This is a genomic window from Polaromonas hydrogenivorans (assembly GCF_040105105.1).
GTDB lineage: Bacteria > Pseudomonadota > Gammaproteobacteria > Burkholderiales > Burkholderiaceae_C > Polaromonas > Polaromonas hydrogenivorans.
Window position 1 is genome coordinate 2,282,920 of the sequence record NZ_CP157675.1, and the last position, 20,329, is coordinate 2,303,248.

The 20,329-nt window shown below is 59.0% G+C and carries 20 protein-coding genes; all 20 read right to left on the reverse strand.

Features of this window, described 5'->3' with window-relative positions:
* Position 1 precedes the first annotated feature (1 nt).
* Positions 2-526, reverse strand: a complete 525-nt coding sequence (locus ABLV49_RS10960) for a phosphoribosyltransferase (RefSeq protein WP_349276446.1) — start codon at positions 524-526, stop codon at positions 2-4.
* A gap of 77 nt (positions 527-603) precedes the next feature.
* Complete coding sequence (locus tag ABLV49_RS10965; protein ID WP_349276447.1) at positions 604-1,944, reverse strand: adenylosuccinate synthase; 1,341 nt, start codon at positions 1,942-1,944, stop codon at positions 604-606.
* A gap of 88 nt (positions 1,945-2,032) precedes the next feature.
* Complete coding sequence (locus ABLV49_RS10970) at positions 2,033-3,202, reverse strand: ATP phosphoribosyltransferase regulatory subunit (RefSeq protein ID WP_349276448.1); 1,170 nt, start codon at positions 3,200-3,202, stop codon at positions 2,033-2,035.
* A 151-nt stretch (positions 3,203-3,353) separates the two neighbouring features.
* A complete protein-coding gene (locus ABLV49_RS10975) occupies positions 3,354-3,542 on the reverse strand; it encodes a DUF2065 domain-containing protein (RefSeq protein ID WP_011801272.1) in 189 nt (62 codons plus the stop codon).
* A gap of 12 nt (positions 3,543-3,554) precedes the next feature.
* The gene (gene hflC / locus ABLV49_RS10980; protein ID WP_349276449.1) at positions 3,555-4,445 is read right to left on the reverse strand and encodes a protease modulator HflC; all 891 of its coding nucleotides are present in this window, start codon (positions 4,443-4,445) and stop codon (positions 3,555-3,557) included.
* Between the two features lie 12 nt (positions 4,446-4,457).
* Positions 4,458-5,873: an FtsH protease activity modulator HflK gene (gene hflK, locus ABLV49_RS10985; RefSeq protein WP_349276450.1), complete on the reverse strand. Its 1,416-nt coding sequence runs from the start codon at positions 5,871-5,873 to the stop codon at positions 4,458-4,460.
* A gap of 65 nt (positions 5,874-5,938) precedes the next feature.
* Positions 5,939-7,090, reverse strand: coding sequence for a GTPase HflX (hflX, locus tag ABLV49_RS10990; RefSeq protein ID WP_349276451.1), 1,152 nt, complete (start codon positions 7,088-7,090; stop codon positions 5,939-5,941).
* A gap of 17 nt (positions 7,091-7,107) precedes the next feature.
* Positions 7,108-7,377, reverse strand: a complete 270-nt coding sequence (gene hfq / locus ABLV49_RS10995) for an RNA chaperone Hfq (RefSeq protein ID WP_349276452.1) — start codon at positions 7,375-7,377, stop codon at positions 7,108-7,110.
* A gap of 56 nt (positions 7,378-7,433) precedes the next feature.
* Positions 7,434-8,771: a ribosome biogenesis GTPase Der gene (gene der / locus ABLV49_RS11000; RefSeq protein WP_349276453.1), complete on the reverse strand. Its 1,338-nt coding sequence runs from the start codon at positions 8,769-8,771 to the stop codon at positions 7,434-7,436.
* A 34-nt stretch (positions 8,772-8,805) separates the two neighbouring features.
* Positions 8,806-9,951 carry an outer membrane protein assembly factor BamB gene (gene bamB, locus ABLV49_RS11005; protein WP_349276454.1) on the reverse strand — a complete coding sequence of 382 codons (1,146 nt, stop codon included), beginning with the start codon at positions 9,949-9,951 and terminating at the stop codon, positions 8,806-8,808.
* Complete coding sequence (locus ABLV49_RS11010) at positions 9,948-10,640, reverse strand: YfgM family protein (protein WP_349276455.1); 693 nt, start codon at positions 10,638-10,640, stop codon at positions 9,948-9,950. Before ABLV49_RS11010 ends, bamB begins: the two co-directional genes overlap by 4 nt.
* A 70-nt stretch (positions 10,641-10,710) precedes the next feature.
* Entirely contained in the window at positions 10,711-12,030 is a 1,320-nt protein-coding gene (gene hisS, locus ABLV49_RS11015; protein ID WP_349281679.1) for a histidine--tRNA ligase, read from the reverse strand.
* A 56-nt stretch (positions 12,031-12,086) separates the two neighbouring features.
* Positions 12,087-13,361 carry a flavodoxin-dependent (E)-4-hydroxy-3-methylbut-2-enyl-diphosphate synthase gene (ispG, locus tag ABLV49_RS11020; RefSeq protein ID WP_349276456.1) on the reverse strand — a complete coding sequence of 425 codons (1,275 nt, stop codon included), beginning with the start codon at positions 13,359-13,361 and terminating at the stop codon, positions 12,087-12,089.
* Positions 13,361-14,308, reverse strand: coding sequence for a helix-turn-helix domain-containing protein (locus tag ABLV49_RS11025; protein ID WP_349276457.1), 948 nt, complete (start codon positions 14,306-14,308; stop codon positions 13,361-13,363). The genes ispG and ABLV49_RS11025 overlap by 1 nt, the downstream gene beginning before the upstream one ends.
* On the reverse strand, positions 14,301-15,110 hold the full coding sequence (pilW, locus tag ABLV49_RS11030; RefSeq protein WP_349276458.1) for a type IV pilus biogenesis/stability protein PilW: 810 nt from the start codon (positions 15,108-15,110) through the stop codon (positions 14,301-14,303). Before pilW ends, ABLV49_RS11025 begins: the two co-directional genes overlap by 8 nt.
* Positions 15,107-16,255, reverse strand: coding sequence for a 23S rRNA (adenine(2503)-C(2))-methyltransferase RlmN (gene rlmN / locus ABLV49_RS11035; RefSeq protein WP_349276459.1), 1,149 nt, complete (start codon positions 16,253-16,255; stop codon positions 15,107-15,109). Before rlmN ends, pilW begins: the two co-directional genes overlap by 4 nt.
* A 79-nt stretch (positions 16,256-16,334) precedes the next feature.
* Positions 16,335-16,760: a nucleoside-diphosphate kinase gene (ndk, locus tag ABLV49_RS11040; protein WP_349276460.1), complete on the reverse strand. Its 426-nt coding sequence runs from the start codon at positions 16,758-16,760 to the stop codon at positions 16,335-16,337.
* 130 nt (positions 16,761-16,890) lie between these two features.
* On the reverse strand, positions 16,891-18,474 hold the full coding sequence (locus ABLV49_RS11045) for a pseudouridine synthase (protein ID WP_349276461.1): 1,584 nt from the start codon (positions 18,472-18,474) through the stop codon (positions 16,891-16,893).
* A gap of 38 nt (positions 18,475-18,512) precedes the next feature.
* Complete coding sequence (gene scpB, locus ABLV49_RS11050) at positions 18,513-19,178, reverse strand: SMC-Scp complex subunit ScpB (RefSeq protein WP_349276462.1); 666 nt, start codon at positions 19,176-19,178, stop codon at positions 18,513-18,515.
* A gap of 103 nt (positions 19,179-19,281) precedes the next feature.
* Positions 19,282-20,316, reverse strand: coding sequence for an RluA family pseudouridine synthase (locus ABLV49_RS11055; RefSeq protein ID WP_349276463.1), 1,035 nt, complete (start codon positions 20,314-20,316; stop codon positions 19,282-19,284).
* Positions 20,317-20,329: the final 13 nt, after the last annotated feature.

Sequence of the window (20,329 nt, forward strand, 5' to 3'; positions counted from 1 at the left end):
GCTATATCTTCCACTTGTCCATCAACTGCACCGGCGTGAGCGCGTCGTAGCTCTCGAACGGCTGGTGAATCCAGGGATTGGTGGGCAGCGTCTCGACCGAATAGTCGGCATGAAACGTCGAAACGCCTTTGGTCCAGATGACGGCGCTGCGCAGTTCGGTGATGGGCTGGTAGTTGCTGCGAAGCTGCTGGACCACGGCATGCAGGGTGTGACCGGAATCCGCCAGGTCATCGACCAGCAGAACCCTGCCGGCGATCTCGCCCTTGGGCGTGGTGATGAAGCGGGCCATGTCCAGCTTGCCCTGCACCGTGCCGGCGTCGGCGCGGTAGGAACTGGTGGACATGATGGCCAGCGGCTTGTCGAAAATGCGCGACAGAATGTCGCCCGGGCGCATGCCACCCCGTGCCAGGCACAGGATGGTGTCGAACTCCCAGCCGGACTGATGAATCTTGATGGCCAGTTTTTCAATCAGGTTGTGGTATTCGTCGTAGCTGACGTAGAGATGCTTGCCGTCTTCGGTCAACATGAAATTGCTCCTGAATTAGTAGCTGCCTGCGCCCATATTCATTGCGCAAACAGCCTATTTCACTAAAATTTTCGAGATCAGGCCGCGTAGGGGTTACGCAGCAGGATGGTGTGGTCCCGGTCGGGGCTGGTCGAGATCATGTGAACCGGCACGCCGGTCACCTCCTCGATCCGCTGCAGGTAGCGCTGGGCGGCGGCCGGCAGCTTGTCGTACTCGGTGACGCCGACGGTGGTCTGGCTCCAGCCCGGCAGGGTTTCGTAAATCGGCACGCAGCGGGCAATGTCATCGGCGCCCATCGGCAAAATGTCGGTGGTCTGACCGTCAAGCTCATAGCCGGTGCACAGCTTGAGTTCTTCAATGCCGTCCAGCACGTCGAGCTTGGTGATGCACAGGCCCGACAGGCCGTTGACCTGCGCCGAGCGCTTAAGCAGGGCCGCATCGAACCAGCCGCAACGCCGGCTGCGCCCGGTGGTCACGCCTTTTTCGGCGCCAACGGAGCTGAGGTGGTAGCCGACCGTGCCGGGATTTTCCCAATCGAGTTCGGTCGGGAACGGCCCGCCGCCCACGCGGGTGCAATAGGCCTTGGTGATGCCCAGGATGTAGTGCAGCATGCCCGGACCCACGCCGGCGCCCGCCGCTGCATTGCCGGCCACGCAATTACTGGAGGTCACATACGGGTAGGTGCCGTGGTCCACGTCGAGCAGCGTGCCCTGCGCGCCCTCGAACAGCAGGTTCGCGCCGGCCTTGTGCGCGTCATTGAGTTCGCGCGAGACGTCGGCCATCATCGGCTTGAGCAGTTCGGCGTGCAGCATGGCTTCGTTGTACACCGTGTCAAAGTCAACGGCCGGCGCATTCAGGAAGCCGGTCAGCACGAAGTTGTGCAGTTCCAGCAACTCGCGCAGCTTGGCGGCAAAGCGCTCTGGGTATTTCAGATCCTGCACGCGCAGGGCGCGGCGGGCGATCTTGTCTTCATAGGCCGGGCCGATGCCGCGGCCGGTGGTGCCGATCTTCTCGGTGCCGCCCTTTTCGCGGAAGGTTTCGCGGGCAATGTCGATGGCCGCGTGGAAAGGCAGGATCAGCGGGCAGGCTTCGCTGATGCGCAGGCGCGAACGCACTTCAACGCCGGCTTTTTCAAGTCCTTCGATTTCCTCGAACAGCTTGGCCGCCGAAAGCACCACGCCGTTGCCGATGTAGCACTTCACGCCCGGGCGCATGATGCCGCTGGGAATCAGGTGCAAGGCGGTCTTGACGCCGTTGATGACCAGCGTGTGGCCGGCATTGTGGCCGCCCTGGAAGCGCACCACGCCCTGCGACATTTCGGTCAGCCAATCGACCAGCTTGCCCTTGCCTTCGTCGCCCCACTGGGTGCCCACGACCACGACGTTGCGGCCGGTGGCTGCGCTTGGTTTGTTTGTCATCTTCAGTTCTCGTTAAGGATCTAATGGATAAAGCCGGCGCGGGGTCTGGCCCGTCGCACAGCGTTTCGTACCGCTTCCGGGATGCGGCTTAATGGCGTGGCTGCACCACCCATTGACCAGCCTTCAGGGCCAGTTCGCGGTCGCAGTCAAATTCATTGACTTCATTTTCATGGCCGGGCAGCATGCAGGTCACGGTTTCGCCGTTGGCCCGCAAGCGGGCAACGGCGGCATTCAAAATGGCATCGTCACCCCAAGGCGCGCAAATAGCCGCTTTCAGGGGGCGCGGCGGCAGCACGCTGACCAGTTCCTTCAAGTCAAGGCTGAAGCCCGCGGCCGGCCGGTTGCGGCCAAAGACGGCGCCAACCTCGTCGTAGCGGCCGCCCCGAGCCAGTTCGGCGCCCTGGCCGTAAATGGCAAAACGGGCGCCACTGTAATAGGCGTAGCCGCGCAGGTCGGCCAGGTCGAAGCTGACCTTGACATCCGGGGCATGCGATGCCAGCCACTTCAAATTCTGTAGCGCTTCATGCACGCCCGGCAAGCGTGGAAGGGTTTTTTCAGCCTCAAACAGCACCTGTTCATCTCCGTAGAGCTGCAGCAGCGCCATCATGCCTTCGCGCGCGGCTGATGAAATATCGCCATGCAGGCTAGCGAGCAAACTGCCCAATTCGCTCGCGTCCTTGGCCGCCAGCGCCGCATGGATATGCGCCAGGGTGGATGCGCCAAGGCTGGCGCCGGCCAGCAGGCTGGCAACGATGCGAACGTCCGCCATGTCCACCATCAGGTCGGTGACGCCAGCCGCTTTCAGGCAGTCCAGCGCGAGCCGCTGGGCCTCAAGATCGGCTTCCAGACCGGCATGGCCGTAAATTTCCGCACCGAACTGCAAGGGCTCGCGGGTAGCATGGGGCCGGTCGGCGCGCGTGTGCAGCACCGGGCCGCAATAGCAAAGACGGGCCACGCCACTGCGGTTCAGCAGGTGCGCATCAATGCGGGCGACCTGGGGCGTGGTGTCGGCGCGCAGGCCCAGGGTGCGGCCAGACAGCTGATCGACCAGTTTGAAGGTTTGCAGGTCCAGCGCTTCGCCGGTCCCGGTCAGCAGCGACTCCAGGTGCTCCAGCAGCGGCGGCATGACCAGCTCGTAACCGTAGCTGCGGGCCGTGTCCAGGAACAGACGGCGCAATTCTTCGATGTGACGCGCCTCGGAGGGCAGGACATCGGCAATTTGATCGGGCAATTGCCAAGATGACGACCAGGCGGGCATTGTAATTTTCGTGAGCTGTTAAAACCGGCATTTTACCGGGCTTGGCGATGGTTTAGCCTGACAGGCTGGCGGATGTGACCGTCAGGCAGAAATACTGCGTTCAGTTCTGCCGCTGACCACTGCTGGAACAGGAGTGCGATCAGCCCAGGACTCAGGCCAGCATTGCCAGAAAAATCAGGCCGATGGCGATGCTGCATAAACCGAAAAAGCGGATCTGGCCATTGCTCAGGCCAAGAATCTGCTCAAACATGCGGCGCCAGCCCGAGGGAGAAATAAGGGGCAGAAGCCCCTCGATCACCAGCAGCAGCGCCAACGCTTGCCAGAGCGTGCCGGAGTCCAAGGCAGATTGCTTTTAACGGGAAGCCGCGCTGCCAGATCCGCGCATGGCCTTGAAGAAATCCGAGGAAGGATCAACCACCATCACATCGCTCTTCTTGCTGAAGCTGGCCTTGTAGGCATCCAGGCTGCGGTAGAACTGGGCAAACTGCGGATCCTGGCCAAACGATTGAGCAAAAGTCCGGGCCGCCTCGGCATCACCCTCGCCCTTGATTTTCTGTGCGTCCCGATAAGCATTGGCCACGGTAATTTCACGCTGGCGGTCTGCATCAGCACGGATTTTTTCGCCTTCAGCAGCACCGGTGGAACGCAGTTCGTTGGCCACCCGCTTGCGCTCGGCCTCCATACGGCGATAAACCGATTCAGTGATGGCTTCCACATAATCAACGCGGGTGATTCGTACATCAATCACATCGACACCCCACGGACTGCTTCCACGGACCACCGCAAGCACTTCCTTTTTCACATCGGCCATCAACTGTTCGCGTTTGAGCGACAGCAGATCCTTGACGGTGCGCCGGTTGATTTCTTCCTGAAAAGCGTTGCGGACCACACGATTGAGCTGGTTGGCGCCCGCCTTCTCATCAAGGCCGACGTTACGGATGTACTCCGAAGGATTGATGATGCGCCAGCGCACATACCAGTCAATCACGACACGCTGCTTTTCAGCGGTCAGCATGGGTTCCGAGTCGGTGCTTTCAAGTGTCAGCAGCCGCCGGTCAATGTAGGAAACATTCTGGAAAGGCGGGGGCAGCTTGAAATTGAGGCCGGGCTCCAGAACCACTTCCTTGATCTGACCCAGTGCATACACCACGCCAAACTGGCGCTGATCAACAACAAACAACGTGGAACTGAGCAGCGCCAGCAGCACCAGCAACGAAGAAACGACAAGTCCGACTCTATTCACTTTTTGTTTTCCTTAGCGGGTTTCACGTTCGCGGGTGCGGGAGGTATCGCGCGCACGGGAATCGACAGGCAGGCCGTTGGCAGGCGGCTGCGCTGCGGGAGATGCGGCCCCACCGGGCGCAAGCAACGGATCGGAAGCTGCCGATCCACCAGCTTGCCCGGACATCTGCATGATTTTGTCAAGGGGCAGGTACAACAGGTTGGACCCCTGGCGGGACTCAACCAGCACCTTGGTGACATTGGTATAGACCTGCTGCATGGCGTCCGTGTACATGCGGTCACGGGTTACCTGCGGTGCTTTCTGGTATTCGGCCAGGACCGAGCTGAAACGCTGCGTATCACCCTGCGCCTGCGCCACGATACGAGCCTTGTAGGCATCGGCCTCTTCCTTCAGCCGTGATGCGGAACCGACGGCGCGGGGCACGACATCATTGGCATAGGCTTGGGCTTCGTTCTTGGCACGCTCGCGCTCCTGTCCGGCCTTGAGCACATCATCAAATGCGGCCTGCACCTGCTCGGGCGGGCGCACACCACTTTGCTGCAGATTGATGGCGACCACTTCGACACCCACCTTGTAGCGGTCCAGGATGGTCTGCATGAGCACCCGAACGCGCGGGCCGATCTGGTCGCGCTCTTCGGCAAGAGCCATGTCCATTTTCATTTTTCCAACCACTTCACGCACTGCGGTTTCAGCCGCCTGAACCACTGCAGCGGAAGGATCCTTGCTTTCGAACAGATAGGCGCGCGCATTGTTCAGGCGGTATTGCACGGCAAACTTGATCTCGACAATATTCTCGTCTTCAGTCAGCATGGCCGAGTCGCGCAGGCCGGTTGCCTTCAGGATGGTGTCACGGCCTACATCGACCGACCGGATCTGGGTCACCACCACGATTTCGTGGCGCTGTATCGGATACGGCAAACGCCAGTTAAAACCGGCGCCCACCGTTGACTGGTATTTACCGAACTGGGTAATCACCGCTTGCTGACCTTCCTGGACGATGAAAAATCCGGTTCCCAGCCAGATCAGCGCCACCACGGCGGCAATCAGGCCAACGCCAATACCGGCGTTTTTCATGTCAGGCTGAAATCCACCGCCATTGCCGCCATTGCCCTTGTTGCCACCGCCAAGGCCACCCCGGTTGCCGCCATTTTTGGCCCCGCCAAACAAACCACTCAATTTCCGATTGAAATCGCGCCAGAGTTCATCCAGATCTGGAGGCCCCTGATTCGGTCCCTGACCCTGTGGGCGATTACCGGGTTTGGGAGGCTGCCGGTCTTCGCGTGGTCCGTCAGGCTTGTTGCCGTCAGACGATGATTTATCTTCATCCCGGCCCCAGCGCGGATCATTGAGATTGAATATGCCTTGGGCGCGTTGTTTGAGCCGACCCGGAAAGTTCGTCAGCGTCTGCAGCACGGGATTCAAATTCATGGAAAAAAACTCGCTTTTTTGTTACACCGACATTGTGCCTAACGAAATTGCCAGGTCGGGCAATATCATTGGGGTGTTTGGGGAATATCGCTGGTCTGCACGCTCGCAGCCTGAGCCGCCAGCAACTCGCGAAGCAAATTCAGGCCTTCACCTGTTTTAGCACTCACAAACACACGTTCGACACTGCGGCTGGATCCTTCAAAAGCATCCCTGAGTTCGAACTTGTCTTTCAGATGCAGGGGCAAGCTGCTTTTTTCAATGGCATCGAGCTTGTTGAACACCAGTATTTGCGGCACATCGGCGGCACCGATCTCGGACAGCACGCGTTGCACCTGCTCAATCTGCTCCAGATAGTCAGGATTTGAGCCATCGACCACATGCAGCAGCAAGTCAGCATCGACGGCTTCCTTCAAGGTTGCAGCAAAAGCATCAATCAGTCCGTGCGGCAAATCGCGAATAAAGCCAACCGTATCCGACAGCGAGGCAGAGCGACCCGCCTCGCCGAGATAAAGCTGGCGTGTGGTGGTGTCCAGCGTTGCAAAAAGCTGGTCCGCCGTATAGGCACTGGCCTTGACCAGGGCATTGAACAGGGTGGATTTTCCAGCGTTGGTGTAACCAACCAGAGAAATAGAGAATGCATTGCGCCGCTCACGCTGCTTTCGCTGCGTTTGGCGCTGTTTTTTGACTTTGGTCAGGCGTTCCTTGGTGCGCTTGATGGCATCGCCAATCATGCGTTTGTCAAGTTCGATCTGCTTTTCACCTGGCCCGCCGCGAACACCGGCGCCACCAGTTTGCCGCTCCAGATGGGACCAGCGGCGAACCAGTCGTGTTGACACGTACTGCAAGCGCGCCAGTTCAACCTGAAGCTTGCCTTCATGGCTGCGGGCACGCTGGGCAAAAATCTCCAGGATCAGCAGCGTCCGGTCGTTGACCGGCATTTCAAGATGCCGCTCAAGATTGCGTTGCTGGGCCGGGCTGAGTGACTGATCGAACAAAACCTCAGTGGCACCCGTATCGAGCGCCAGCATCTTGATTTCATCAGCCTTGCCCGAGCCAATAAACAATGCCGCATCCGGAGCCTTGCGTTTGCAGGTGATGCGCGCCACAGGCTCCAGGCCTGCAGTTTGCGCTAGCAAACCGAGTTCCTGCAGATTCGTATCAAAATTGGGAAGGCCCAGATCGACCCCTACCAGAAGGGCGAGTGCTTGTGTTTTCACCAAAGCGTAGTACGTACTCAGCTGGTTGGTGATTCTTCAGACTCGGTCGTCGAAAAATTCACAGCGCGGCCAGGAACAATGGTGGAAATCGCATGCTTGTAAACCATCTGAGTGACGGTATTGCGAAGCAGAACCACGTATTGATCGAAGGATTCGATCTGACCCTGCAATTTGATCCCATTGACGAGATAAATCGAAACAGGAACATGCTCGCGACGCAAGGTGTTGAGAAATGGATCCTGCAAGAGCTGGCCTTTATTATTGCTCACGATATTTTCCGTGTTCAAAAGTTAATAGAACTTGACCATACCACACCCGTTTGGGTGGGTTTGTAGTGCAAAGCCTATTCCTTGTCCTTAAAAGGATTAACAGAGCTTTTCAGTTGGATTCGCAGGGGTGTGCCAACCAGATCGAACTCCTTGCGGATGCGACCTTCGAGGTAACGCTTGTAAGACTCGGTCACATGATCCAGCGAGTTGCCGTGAATGATGACAATGGGCGGGTTCATGCCGCCTTGGTGGGCGTAGCGCAGCTTGGGACGGAAGACGCCCGAACGCTGAGGTTGCTGGAATTGCACCGCTTCCATCAGCAGACGGGTCAGCACCGGCGTGGACATCTTGCGGTTGGCTGAGGCGTGTGCCTGAATAATCGATTTCCAGACCGGACCCAGGCCCTGGCGTTTGATGGCTGAAATATGATGAATGGATGCGAACTTCAGGAAACCGAGCCGGGTTTCAATGGAGCGCTGCAGTAGTTCACGCTGGTAGGCATCCACCGCATCCCATTTATTGACCGCCAGCACCACTGCACGGCCGCTTTCAAGGATGTAGCCGGCGATGTGCGCATCCTGGTCCGTCACGCCCTGCGTGGCGTCCAGCAGGAGCAGCACGACGTTGGCATTTTCAATGGCTTGCAGGGTTTTGACGACCGAGAATTTCTCAATGGCCTCGAAAACCTTGCCCTTGCGGCGCAGACCTGCGGTATCAATCAGCTCGAACTTCTGCTCGGCATGCTCAAACGGTACCGAGATGGCATCCCGTGTGGTTCCGGGCAAGTCAAACGCGACCAGGCGCTCCTCGCCCAGCCAGGTATTGATCAGCGTTGATTTTCCGACGTTGGGGCGGCCTGCTACAGCCAGCTTGATGACCGCCGGATCTTCCTGCTCGGTCTCTTCTGCCGGATCGGGCAGATTGAGCGGTGCCAGCGCCAGGTCCACCAGCATGCGCATGCCTTGTCCGTGGGACGCGGAAACGGCCAGCATCTCGCCCAGCCCAAGTTCAAAAAACTCGGAAACCTGGGTGCCTTCAGGCAGGCCCTCGGCCTTGTTGGCCGCCAGCACTGTCGGCTTTCCGAGCTTGCGCAGGTAGTTGGCGATGTCGTAGTCCTGCGCGCTGATGCCGGCGCGCGCATCAACCACAAAAATGACCACATCGGATTCGGCGACGGCCTGGCGGGTCTGCCTGGCCATTTCCTTGTAAATGCCGGTGACGGCATCGGGCTCGAAGCCGCCGGTATCGATCACGATGTACTCGTGGGGACCGAGCTTGCCGTTGCCGTAATGACGATCACGCGTCAACCCGGCAAAGTCGGCCACGATCGCATCCCGCGTCTTGGTCAGCCGGTTAAAAAGTGTTGACTTGCCCACATTCGGGCGGCCAACTAACGCAATGACAGGTTTCATCAAAAGAGTAAATCAGTTTCTGGCAAGGATGCCGTTATTCGGGCTGGAAGCCGTAAATGCCGCCGTTACGGGTGACGGCGACCAGGGTATTGCCCGCAAGCACTGGGGCAGCGGAAATTGCCGAGCCGTCGGTGCTCAGGCGATTGAGCAGGGAGCCATCTTCACGCGACAGCAAATGGATAAATCCGGTGGCATCGCCAATCACGACAGAGCGCCCGGCCACCAGAGGCGCGGTCAGCCCCCGATAACGCAGACGCTCGCTGGACCAGACACGCTCGCCATCGGTGCGTTTCCAGGCCATGACGGTGCCGTCGGCTTCGGTACCAAACAACAGGCGATCATCGCCCTGAATGCCCTGCACGCCGTTGGCAGGCTTGGTCCACAACACGCTGCCACGGGCAGTGTTGACGCAGCCAATGCTGGCCTGAAAAGCCCGTACGCAGACACTGTCACCCACGCGGCTGACGCTTCCGACCAGATCAACCAGCCGCTCAACGTCGTTGATGCCGCGCGGCGTGGCAATCGGCGCTTCCCATTGAATGCTTCCATCTGCAGGGTTCATGCCTGCCAGTCGCCCGGCCAGACCGACGACCAGGGTGTCGCCAACGGCCAGCATGACACCGGACTGGCGCAGGACCAGCGGTTCACTGGAACGCTGCTGGGTCCACAGCTTGCGGCCGGTCTGGCCATCAAAGGCATTCACCGAACGGTCCGCAGCGAGAACAAACACCCGTTCGCCCGCAACAAACGGAGCCGTGAACGCCTGGGCGGCCAGCTTTTGGCGCCACAGTTCGCGTCCAGCCTGCATCGCAACGACTTCGTTCGCTTTCGTGACGACGGCAAGCACTTTTCCATCGCTTCCAACGCCGGCAGCGATGGGCGTCTTCAGCGCCACCCGCCAGATGTCGCGGCCAGTTTGTGCATCGAGCAGCGCCACGATGCCGTCGTCACTGGCAACGCCAACGCTGTTGCCGGAAACGCTCGCATCCAGCGGAAAACTGACTTGGCCCATGCGATTGCTCCAGCTTTGGCGAACCGAGACCAGGGCCGTCACCGGCTGGAGTTCCGTGGGCTGGGGCTTTTTCACGCCACCAAAACAACCGGCCAAGATTGCTATGCTAATAATAGCTAGAGGTGCCCGTGCAGAAAGCGCAAATGGCCAAAAATACTGTTTTTTCATTTATTCGCTCCGGCATTTTCGGCAGTTGCAAGCTTGACCTGCCCGGCAGCGGGATCAACACCCAGCGCATTGAGCTTGACCTCGACCAGGCGCCGGTATTCGGCACGCTCGTCAAGCGCCTTGTAGGCTTTTTCGTACTCGGCTTTGGCTTCGACTTTCTTGCCTTGCGCCATCAAGATGTCACCGCGCCGGTCAGCAACCAAACCTGAGAAATCTTTCGGGAAAGCACCCGACACCTGCTGCAGCGCTTCGTCATACGCTTTCTTTTCAAGCAGGATTCCGGCAAGGCGAAGCTTGGCTACCGCCTGGTAACCCGGATCGGAGACTTTGTCGGCAACCCAAGTCAGGGCGGCGCGGGCGGCATCGGCATTGCCTTTTTCGTAGTGAGCCTTGGCAGCCAGAAGGCCGGCTTGCTGGGCGTAAGCGGTACTGCCGAAACGCTCTTTCATGTCAGCCAGCGCGCGGTCAATCCTTGCAGTTTCGCCCGACTGTACGGCGCGCTCGATCTCGTCGAACATCACCGAAGCCTGTGCAGCCTGGCTGCGCTGCCAGTACTGGTAGCCGTTCCAGGCGGCAAAGGCCCCTAAAACGACAATCAAAGCCCAGGTAATCAGGTTGCCATACTGCTTCCAGAAATGCTTGAGCTCGTCAAGCTGTTCCTGTTCTTCCAAATCGAGGTGTTGTGCCATAAATCTCTGGTAGTTCTACCCGATGAAGGGGTGGATTGAATCAATTGATTGTAGAGTGCCCAACAGGCGCTCAAACCGCCGTCTTACTGCAAAGCATCTGCGCCCATGCGGCTACATCGTTCAGCGGTTGAAGTGTCTGGACCTGTGCAGATCCGGCTTTCTCGCTGCGCAGGGGTTTGACGGCAACGCGGCCTTCGGCCAGTTCGTCGGCACCAAAAATCAGCGCAAACCGGGCGCCGCTGCCATCGGCCCGCTTGAATTGCGACTTCATGCTGCCCATGCCTTCCGGTGTGGTGCTGGCGTGCATCTGTACGCTGATTCCCGCTGCGCGCAAGGCCTGAAGCGTTTGCAGCACGACCGGAAGCGCAGAGGCTTCAGGGATGACCGCATACGCATCCGGCACTGGATGCTCGACGAGGGCGCCCTGCTCCTTGATGAGTTCGAGTACCCGCTCGACGCCCAGAGCCCAGCCCACGGCCGGGGCCGGCTTGCCACCCATCTGCTCGATCAGGTAGTCATAGCGCCCCCCCGCGCAAATGGTTCCCTGCGCGCCCAATCGGTCGGTCACGAATTCAAACACCGTGAGGTTGTAATAGTCCAGCCCGCGCACCAGTCGATGGTTGAGCGTCCAGGGAATGCTGTTGGCATCCAGAATGGCTTTCAGCCCTTCAAAATGCGCCAGCGACTGGGAACCCAGAAAATCGATGAGACGTGGCGCGCTTTCGACCACGGCTTTCATGGCCGGATTTTTGGTATCGAGAATGCGCAGCGGGTTGCTGTGCAGGCGCCGTTTAGCCTCCTCGTCCAGAGCATCCGCATGCTGTTCAAAATGGGCGATCAACTGGGCGCGGTGCTGGGCGCGCTCTTCAGGCTGGCCCAGACTGTTGATTTCCAGGCGCCAGTCCGTCAGGCCAAGTTCTTTCCAGAGCGCGGCAGCCAGCAGGATCAACTCGGCATCCACTTCGGGACCCGCAAAGCCCAGGGCTTCGGCACCGATCTGGTGGAACTGCCGATAGCGACCACGCTGGGGCCGCTCACGGCGGAACATCGGACCCATGTAATAAAGGCGTTTTCCGCCGTCATAGAGCAGGTTGTGTTCGGTGACGGCCCTGACCACGCTGGCGGTATTTTCAGGCCGCATGGTCAGGTGATCATGGTCGCCATGCTTGTCGGAGCGGTCTTCGAAAGAATACATCTCCTTCTCGACAATGTCGGTGACCTCGCCGATGCCACGTACAAACAGCTGCGTGTGCTCCAGGATGGGCGTGCGAATGTTGCGGTAGGCATAGCGCCCCATCAGGCCGCGAACCTTGTCCTCCAGCCACTCCCAGCGCGCCGAGTCCGGCGGCAAGATGTCATTCATGCCCTTGACGGCAGCAAGTTTTTCAATTTTGACCGGCGCGGATTTTCCTGCCCGGTCGGCAGTCATTTTTTCAGGCATGTAGTTCAGGAGGCTTGGGCGACGGCGTGCGCGCCAAAGCGGTTTTCTATGTAGTTTTCAACGATGACCTGGAACTCCTGCGCGATGTTGTCGCCGCGCAGGGTCAGTCTTTTTTCGCCATCAATAAATACCGGCGCCGCTGGCGCTTCGCCTGAGCCGGGCAGGCTGATGCCGATGTCGGCATGCTTGCTTTCACCCGGACCATTGACGATACAGCCCATCACGGCGACCCTGAGGCCCTCGACGCCCGGATACTGTTCGCGCCAGACCGGCATCTGCGCGCGCAGGAAATCGTCAATCTGCTTGGCCAGTTCCTGGAACGTAGTGCTGGTGGTGCGGCCGCAGCCGGGGCATGCCGTCACGCTGGGTACAAATGTCCGCAAGCCCAGGGCCTGCAGGATTTCGGAAGCGATGACCACTTCCTGTGTGCGGGCCTCGCCCGGCTGGGGCGTCAAGGAGACACGAATGGTGTCTCCGATACCTTCCTGAAGCAAAATCGAGAGCGCCGTGGCCGATGCCACCGTGCCCTTGGTGCCCATGCCCGCCTCGGTCAGGCCCAAGTGAAGCACGTGATCGGTGCGTTTCGCCAGTTCGCGGTACACGGAAATCAGATCCTGGACGCCGCTGACCTTGCAGGACAGGATGATCTGGTCACGGCGCATTCCCATGTCTTCGGCGCGCTGGGCAGAATCAATGGCGGAGGTAATCAGTGCTTCATACATGACCTGCCGAGCGTCCCAGGGCGCGCTACGCGCACTGTTTTCGTCCATCAGGCTGGCAAGCAGTTCCTGGTCGAGGCTGCCCCAGTTCACGCCGATGCGAACGACCTTGTTCCAGCGCAGGGCCGCTTCAATCATCTGGCCGAACTGCGTATCGCGCTTGTTTCCCTTGCCCACGTTGCCGGGGTTGATGCGGTACTTGGACAGCGCCTGGGCGCAGGCAGGGTAATCGGTCAGCAGGCGGTGGCCGTTGTAGTGAAAGTCGCCAATCAGCGGTACATCAATTCCCATGCGATCGAGTTGCTCACGCACATAGGGAACGGCTGCTGCGGCCTCGGGCGTATTCACCGTGATGCGGACCATTTCTGATCCGGCCAAGGCAAGCTCCTTGACCTGAATGGCCGTGCCAATCGCATCCACGGTGTCGGTATTGGTCATGGACTGGACACGCACCGGCGCATCGCCACCCACGGTAACCACACGCGAACCCCAGACAACACGGGACTGCAGCGAATGATGCGCTTTGGGAAAAGCGGACTCAATGGGAAGACAGGTTTGCACTATTTCACCTCGAAACGGGCAACATTGTTCTTGGTGACGCTGGCCAGATCAAAAGCCTGGCCACGCACCTGAACCTGCATTAGATTAGCACGGCTCACCACCACAACCAGCGGCGGCGCTCCCGATACGCCGGCAGACTCGCCAGTTCGAAACGCACGGTCCATGACCACCACGCCTTTGGCGTCAGTCACTTTTATCCTGGATGCGCCTTTTGCACTGAAAGTGATCGCAGCATCGGGATTGACATCTACAGCGCCTGCAGATGAAAGTGTATTCGGCGGAGTTGCTGGAGTTGCTACATCGGCAGGAACCATGCTGCCCAAGGACGGATTTGGAGTCATTCCGGACGATTCACTGCCTGCGGATACCGGGGTTGTCACGGTTGTTGTGACGGAAGCTGGCTCAACAAGCTGGGTTGGGTTGGCCGCATCCTGCCCCCCTTGCCGGTGTCTTGCAATTTCCTGCTGGATGGAGGGCAGAAAGATCAGGACCAGCGCCCCGAGCAGCAAGGCAAGGCCGACCAGAACAGCTGGCCGTGAAATATGGGCCCATAGAGGCGCAGCATGCCTGCCGCTGCGGGCACGGAATGGCGCATTGATGCCCCTGTTTTGGGAAGTCACCTTGAAAGCGCTAATGGCGGGAAGCCGATGCAGTACAGGTGCTGGATCAAGCTTGAGGATGCGGCACATGCTGGAAGCCAGCGCACGCGCAAATACAGGGTCAGGCAACAGGTCAAGTCGATCCTGCTCAAGCGCCTGCAATTTATGGAGCGGAACCTTCAGCAACGCCGCCAGCGTGGCAATGTCCAGGCCCTGGGATTGCCTGGCCTCACGAAGCAACGCACCTGCAGTATCCTGCTGACCCGCCGCGCCCGCGTTCAATTGAGCACCCAAATTAATCACTGCCGCGCCAGGTTGCGCATGCTGCACGGCTTCATCCTTACTCATTGAATGAGCCCTTCTCATAAGCGGCAGCCTCGGGAGACTGTTCAAAGCGTTTTTTCAACTGACTGGCCAATTGCACCACGGCTTCCTGATTGTTGAGTTTTCGCTCGGTTTTGATACCCAGCCAGAGCGTCTGGGCATTGGCCAGTTCGCTGTTGTTCAGGCGGCGAATATAAAACTGGGCACGCGTCAAATCACCGCGCGCATACAGCAGCTTGGACAGGTTGTAGCCCGTCACAGGATTGCCTGCATCAAGCTCGTAGGAATGCATCAGGCTTTGTTCAGCCTCGCTCAGTTGTCCCGCATTCACCTGGCACACACCCAGAGCCATCAGGGTTTTAGCTTTTCCGGTGTAGGTCGGATTGGCAGCGGCCTGGGCAAACAGCTTGAACGACTCGGCATAGCGGGACTGCTGACACAGCATCCAGCCGTAGTTGTGGGCCACGCCGGCATCGCGCGAATTGAGGGCCAGCGCACGGCGAAAGCTGTCCTCTGCCAGCGGAATGTCGTTGAGCCGCATATAGACCAGCCCGCGCAGGTTATAGGCATCGACAAAATTCGGGTCGGTGGCCAGCGACTGCTTGATTTCATCCAGGGCAACTTTGGTCTGACCCTGTTCAAAATAGCCGGTGGCCAGTTCAACCCGTAACCGTGCGCGGCGGCGCTGATCGGTTTCATCAGAATCGGTGATCAGGTCAGTCCTGTTGCCCAAACCTTCAGTCGTGCCTTGCTGATTCGCGCAGCCTGCAAGCAGCACAGCCCCCCAGCAGGCGGACATCCAGAACAGACGCGAAACACTTCTCATGCCGCATCCCCGTTAACAACCACCACCTTGATGCCGCCCAGCATGCCCTGGCGCTGCGCAGCCATGCGCTGGTCCACACTGGTGCGATCCTGCACATCACCAGCCAACTGGCCGCAAGCCGCATCAATGTCATCGCCCCGGGTTTTACGCACGGTGGTGATGATGCCTGCGTCCATCAGGATTTTGGCAAACGCCATGACCTGCGGCATGTCTGAACGCAGCAGTCCGGAAGCAGGAAAGGGGTTAAAGGGAATCAAATTGAATTTGCACGACAAGCCGTTAGCGGCATGGGTCTTCATTAGCGCCACCAGTTGGCGCGCATGCTCGGGCTGGTCGTTAACGCCATCGAGCATGCAGTATTCAAAGGTGATGAAGTCGCGGGGCGCTGCTGACTGATACCGGGTGCAGGCTTCCAATAGTTCGGCAATCGGGTATTTTTTATTCAGCGGAACCAGATTGCTGCGCAACGCATCCTGGGGTGCATGCAGCGAGACGGCAAGCGCTACCGGACAGTCCTTGGCCAGCCTGTCGATCATTGGCACGACGCCGGATGTGGATACCGTGACCCGGCGCCGCGACAAGCCATAGCCGTGGTCATCGAGCATGACCTTGAGCGCAGGTAGCAGTTGAGAATAATTTTGCAGCGGCTCACCCATGCCCATCATGACCACATTGGAAATGACGCGCTCGTTCCGGCCCAGATGCTTGCGCAGAAAATGCTCGGCAAACCATAACTGGGAAATGATTTCGCCAGTGGTCAGATTGCGGCTGAAGCCCTGGTGGCCCGTCGAGCAAAACCGGCAGCCCACGGCGCAACCAGCCTGGGATGAAATGCAGAGTGTTCCGCGGTCGGTTTCGGGGATAAAAACCGTTTCGATGACGTCGCCCGCGCCGACATCAAACAGCCATTTGATGGTGCCATCAGCCGACTCGTGGCGGGATACGACATTGAGTCCCTGGATGTGGGCCGAGACGGCCAGCTTTTCGCGGAGCGACTTTGCCAGATCGGTCATCTGTTCAAAATCGGAAGCGCCTTTCTGGTGAATCCAGCGAAACAACTGGGTCGCGCGAAAGCGCTTCTGGCCAAGCTGTTCGCAAAAGGCAGCCAAGCCTTCCAGATCGAAGTCGAGAAGGTTGGTTGTCATCGCAACGCGCGATACGTTGAATCGCCCCACACAAGCGACGACCCGGACAAGGGGTGGCAAAGCATGGGGACGGGCCTCATTAACGCGAGTAAACGTTCATGCCCGCGAAGAAGAAAGCGATTTCTTCCTTGGCGGTTTCGACGGCGTCGGAGCCATGAACGGCATTGGCATCGATGCTGTCGGCGAAGTCGGCGCGAATGGTGCCGGCATCGGCCTTCTTCGGGTCGGTCGCACCCATCAGGTCACGGTTTTTCAGCACAGCGCCTTCGCCTTCCAGCGCCTGGATCATCACCGGGCCGGAAATCATGAACGAGACCAGATCCTTGAAGAAAGGACGCTCTTTGTGCACAGCATAAAAAGCTTCCGCCTCGCCTTGCGACAGGTGGGTCATCTTGGCGGCGACGACCTTCAGGCCCGCAGCTTCAAAACGTGCGTAGATTTGACCAATCACGTTTTTGGCGACTGCGTCAGGTTTGATGATGGAGAGTGTGCGTTCGATGGCCATGAATTTTCCTTGGGACGAGAGTTATTGGATTTTTTAAATTATTCAAGGGCTGAATAAAGCCTATGATTTTAACCCGCCGGCTTACCCCCTTCGAGAGCAACCCTGCGAAATGGAGTACTTAAGAGAGTCCTTAGCGATTTCCGCCTCGATTGCCGCCACCACGGTTTCCACCTGTATTGCCACCATTGCGGCGCGGGCCACCACTGGTCCCGCCAAAACCGCCCGCATTGCCGCCACCGCCCCCACGACGCTGGCCCTGGTCCTGCCGCTGCCGAGTGAAGGTATCGGCACCGATATAACCAAATGAGGTTTTCATGGGGTCGGGCTGGGAGCCGCCAGCCGATTTATCGCTGCGTGGGTTACGGTCATCGCGTCGCTTTTGGCCTTGCGGGCCGCCAGCACCGGCTTGTCCAAAACGCGCACCCGGGCCAGAATTGCCCCCTTGACTGCGGCCCCTCGGGCCGGCCCCGCCACCGGCATTACGCCGGTTGCCTCGCGGGGCTGAATCTGTTCGGTTCATCTGCGGCTGCGAATCATCCACCGGCTGCTGGACACCACTTTGCACTGCGTCAGGATTGCGTGGCCGTCCAGCGCCACTGCGGGGACGCTCGTTCCTGCGGGGGCCACGTCGCTGTTGAACACCCCCCTCCCCCTCGGGCTGGCCCGGACTTGCAGCTTCGCCTCGCGGATCAGGCCGTGATTCAGAGCGGCTTACCGCGCTGGTCAGCGCATGAATGTCGTTCTCGTCGAGTTCGACAAATGCACCGCGCTTGAGGCCGCGCGGCAGCACCATGGCGCCGTAGCGAATACGGATGAGGCGACTCACGGCATGGCCCACCGCTTCAAACATGCGACGCACCTCGCGGTTGCGTCCTTCTGAAATTGTGACCCGGTACCAGCAGTTGGCGCCTTCGCCGCCACCGGCTTCAATCGAGCCGAACTGCGCCACGCCATCGTCGAGGGTCACGCCGTCAAGCAAGCGTTTTTTCTCTTCATTGTTCAGCGCACCAAGCACCCGCACGGCATATTCGCGTTCCAGTCCGAAGCGCGGGTGCATCAGCTTGTTGGCCAACTCACCGGAACTTGTCAAGAGCAATAGGCCTTCGGTATTCAAATCCAGCCGCCCGACTGACTGCCACTTGCCCTGAAAGAGCTTGGGCAGGCGCCGGAACACGGTCGGGCGATTTTGCGGATCGTCGTGCGTGACCACTTCGCCGGCGGGCTTGTGGTAGGCAATCACGCGGGGCGGCGGCGGATCGATCTGGACGCGGATGGGCTTGCCATTGACCTTGACGGTATCGCCAAACTGGATGCGCTGACCGATGTGGGCGGGCTCGGCATTGACGGAAATTCGTCCTTCGAGAATCAGTTGCTCCATTTCAAGCCGCGAGCCCAGTCCGGCCTGAGCCAGCACTTTGTGAAGCTTGGGGGTTTCCGGCTGTGGCGACAGCACGCGCTTGGGCAAATCAAGCGCCACATCGTCTTCGTCGGCATCGAACTGCCCCGTGATCACATCTTCAAAGCGAATGGTGGCGGGAACCTGTTTCGAGCCAGGCCGCCGTGCAGTGGCCTGCGATGGGGAAACCTTGCCATTTTCACCATTTGCTATCAAATCAGGAGCTGAGTGCGCAGGTGGGTCGTGCGGTATAGCCTTATTTGATTCATATTCTGGCATTGGCTGGGCTTCGCTGGCAGGGTTGTCTTGTGGTTTCATGCTTTTACATTCGTTCGTGTGGATAGCTGGCGTACGGATTACTGCGGGTCAGATGGAGAACTCTTGCCGGCATCCGACGCCAAGTCCCCGAAAATTATTGGAGCGTGCAACTCCGGCTCTATCGCGGCATATGCACTGCCAGGCACTTCAAGCATGCCAAGTTCAAACTGTTCAAGTTTTGCAAGCTGTGCCGGTGTACTGCCCATTGCCGGCAGCCCGGCCAGGGACTCGACACCCAGGTCATCAAGAAACTGGCGCGTCGTTGCATAAAGCGCCGGCCGGCCAACGGTTTCACGGTGACCGATCACTTCAATCCAGCCACGATCTTCCAGTTGCTTCAAAAGCAGGCTGTTGATCGTGACCCCGCGAATATCTTCCATGTCGCCCCGCGTCACGGGTTGACGGTACGCAATGATGGCCAGAGTTTCAAGAGTAGCCCTACTGTAGCGAGGTGGTTTTTCAGGCTGGAGCCGGTCCAGGTACTCACGCATCTCTGGCCGGCTTTGAAAGCGCCAGCCACTTGCCACATGCACCAGTTCCACGCCACGTTCTGACCAATCATTCTGCAAATCTGCAAGCACCAGTTTGAGACTATCGGCAGCGAGACCCCCGTTAAACAAAACACTTAAATCACGCAAGGCAAGCGGTTGCTGCGCACAAATAAGGGCTGTTTCGAGGATGCGCTTCGCATCCGTCGTATTCATGATTGGTCGTTCCGAAAAAGGCGGGAAAAGCGCTATTGTCAGCGCGTTGTATCCATACTGGATCTTCCCTGATCAGGGGCGCCATGTTGCAGGTAGCAGAAAACTACAGGGCCTGATTGTATCTCAGGCCAAAACCGGCAATAGCCATCTCCAAATCAGGCGGCGGCAGCGACTTGAATTCCATCGAGCCACCCGTCACCGGATGCGCGAACGCCAGACGGCAGGCATGCAGTGCCTGGCGCTGCAAGCTGCCCGCAACGGCACCGCCATAGACCTCGTCCGAGACCAGCGGGTGACCCAGAAATGCCATATGAACCCGAATCTGGTGGGTGCGACCTGTGTGCAGCTTGCATTTGACCAGGCAATGCTTTTCGGCATTGTCGAGCAGCGAAATTACCGTAGAAGCAGCTTTGCCTGAATTTTTCTCCAGGTCAACCACCGCCATGCGCAGCCTGTTGCGGGGATCCCGGCCAATCGGCGCTTCGACCTGGCGGGTTTTGGCGCCCTCCCACGTACCATGAGCCAATGCGATGTATTCGCGGCTGACGGTACGGGCCGCAATCATGCTGACAAGCTGATCCATCGTCTGTCGCTGGCGCGCCACGACCATCAGGCCGCTGGTGTCCTTGTCAAGGCGATGCACGATGCCGGCACGCGGCATGAAAGACGCCTGCGGGTCATGCGCCAGCAAGCCGTTGAGCAGCGTGCCGCTCCAGTTGCCGGGCGCTGGATGCACCACCAGCCCTGCGGGCTTGTTGATGACCATCAGGTGGCTGTCTTCATAAACAATGTCCAGTACCATCGCTTCAGGTTTGAAGGCCTGGCTTTGAGGCGTGGGCCGCAACTCGATGGTCAGTTCATCGCCAGCCTTGACCTTTGCAGACGTCTTGATGGCTTTAAGGCCCTTGACCAGCACGCCCCCCGCCTCGATCAATTGCTGAAGGTAACTGCGTGAGAACTCGGGCACCAGACCAGCCAGGGCCTTGTCGAGGCGACAGCCATGGCTTTCAACGAGAACGCTGACATGCCGCAATTCCACTTCCGCAGTGGTTTCCGCCTCATCCTGCGAATCGTCTGCCAGCGAATTGGCATCAACACGGCCCGATATAATAAATTTGCTCAATTCTGAATCAGTCATCAAGAAGGTCGAT

Coding starts and splice junctions, on each gene's coding strand:
- ABLV49_RS10960 (WP_349276446.1), bottom strand. CDS start 526: ATGTTGACCGAAGACGGCAAGCATCTCTACGTCAGCTACGACGAATAC.
- ABLV49_RS10965 (WP_349276447.1), bottom strand. CDS start 1,944: ATGACAAACAAACCAAGCGCAGCCACCGGCCGCAACGTCGTGGTCGTG.
- ABLV49_RS10970 (WP_349276448.1), bottom strand. CDS start 3,202: ATGCCCGCCTGGTCGTCATCTTGGCAATTGCCCGATCAAATTGCCGAT.
- hflK (WP_349276450.1), bottom strand. CDS start 5,873: ATGAATTTGAATCCCGTGCTGCAGACGCTGACGAACTTTCCGGGTCGG.
- der (WP_349276453.1), bottom strand. CDS start 8,771: ATGAAACCTGTCATTGCGTTAGTTGGCCGCCCGAATGTGGGCAAGTCA.
- bamB (WP_349276454.1), bottom strand. CDS start 9,951: ATGAAAAAACAGTATTTTTGGCCATTTGCGCTTTCTGCACGGGCACCT.
- ABLV49_RS11010 (WP_349276455.1), bottom strand. CDS start 10,640: ATGGCACAACACCTCGATTTGGAAGAACAGGAACAGCTTGACGAGCTC.
- ABLV49_RS11025 (WP_349276457.1), bottom strand. CDS start 14,308: ATGAGTAAGGATGAAGCCGTGCAGCATGCGCAACCTGGCGCGGCAGTG.
- pilW (WP_349276458.1), bottom strand. CDS start 15,110: ATGAGAAGTGTTTCGCGTCTGTTCTGGATGTCCGCCTGCTGGGGGGCT.
- rlmN (WP_349276459.1), bottom strand. CDS start 16,255: ATGACAACCAACCTTCTCGACTTCGATCTGGAAGGCTTGGCTGCCTTT.
- ndk (WP_349276460.1), bottom strand. CDS start 16,760: ATGGCCATCGAACGCACACTCTCCATCATCAAACCTGACGCAGTCGCC.
- ABLV49_RS11045 (WP_349276461.1), bottom strand. CDS start 18,474: ATGAAACCACAAGACAACCCTGCCAGCGAAGCCCAGCCAATGCCAGAA.
- scpB (WP_349276462.1), bottom strand. CDS start 19,178: ATGAATACGACGGATGCGAAGCGCATCCTCGAAACAGCCCTTATTTGT.
- ABLV49_RS11055 (WP_349276463.1), bottom strand. CDS start 20,316: ATGACTGATTCAGAATTGAGCAAATTTATTATATCGGGCCGTGTTGAT.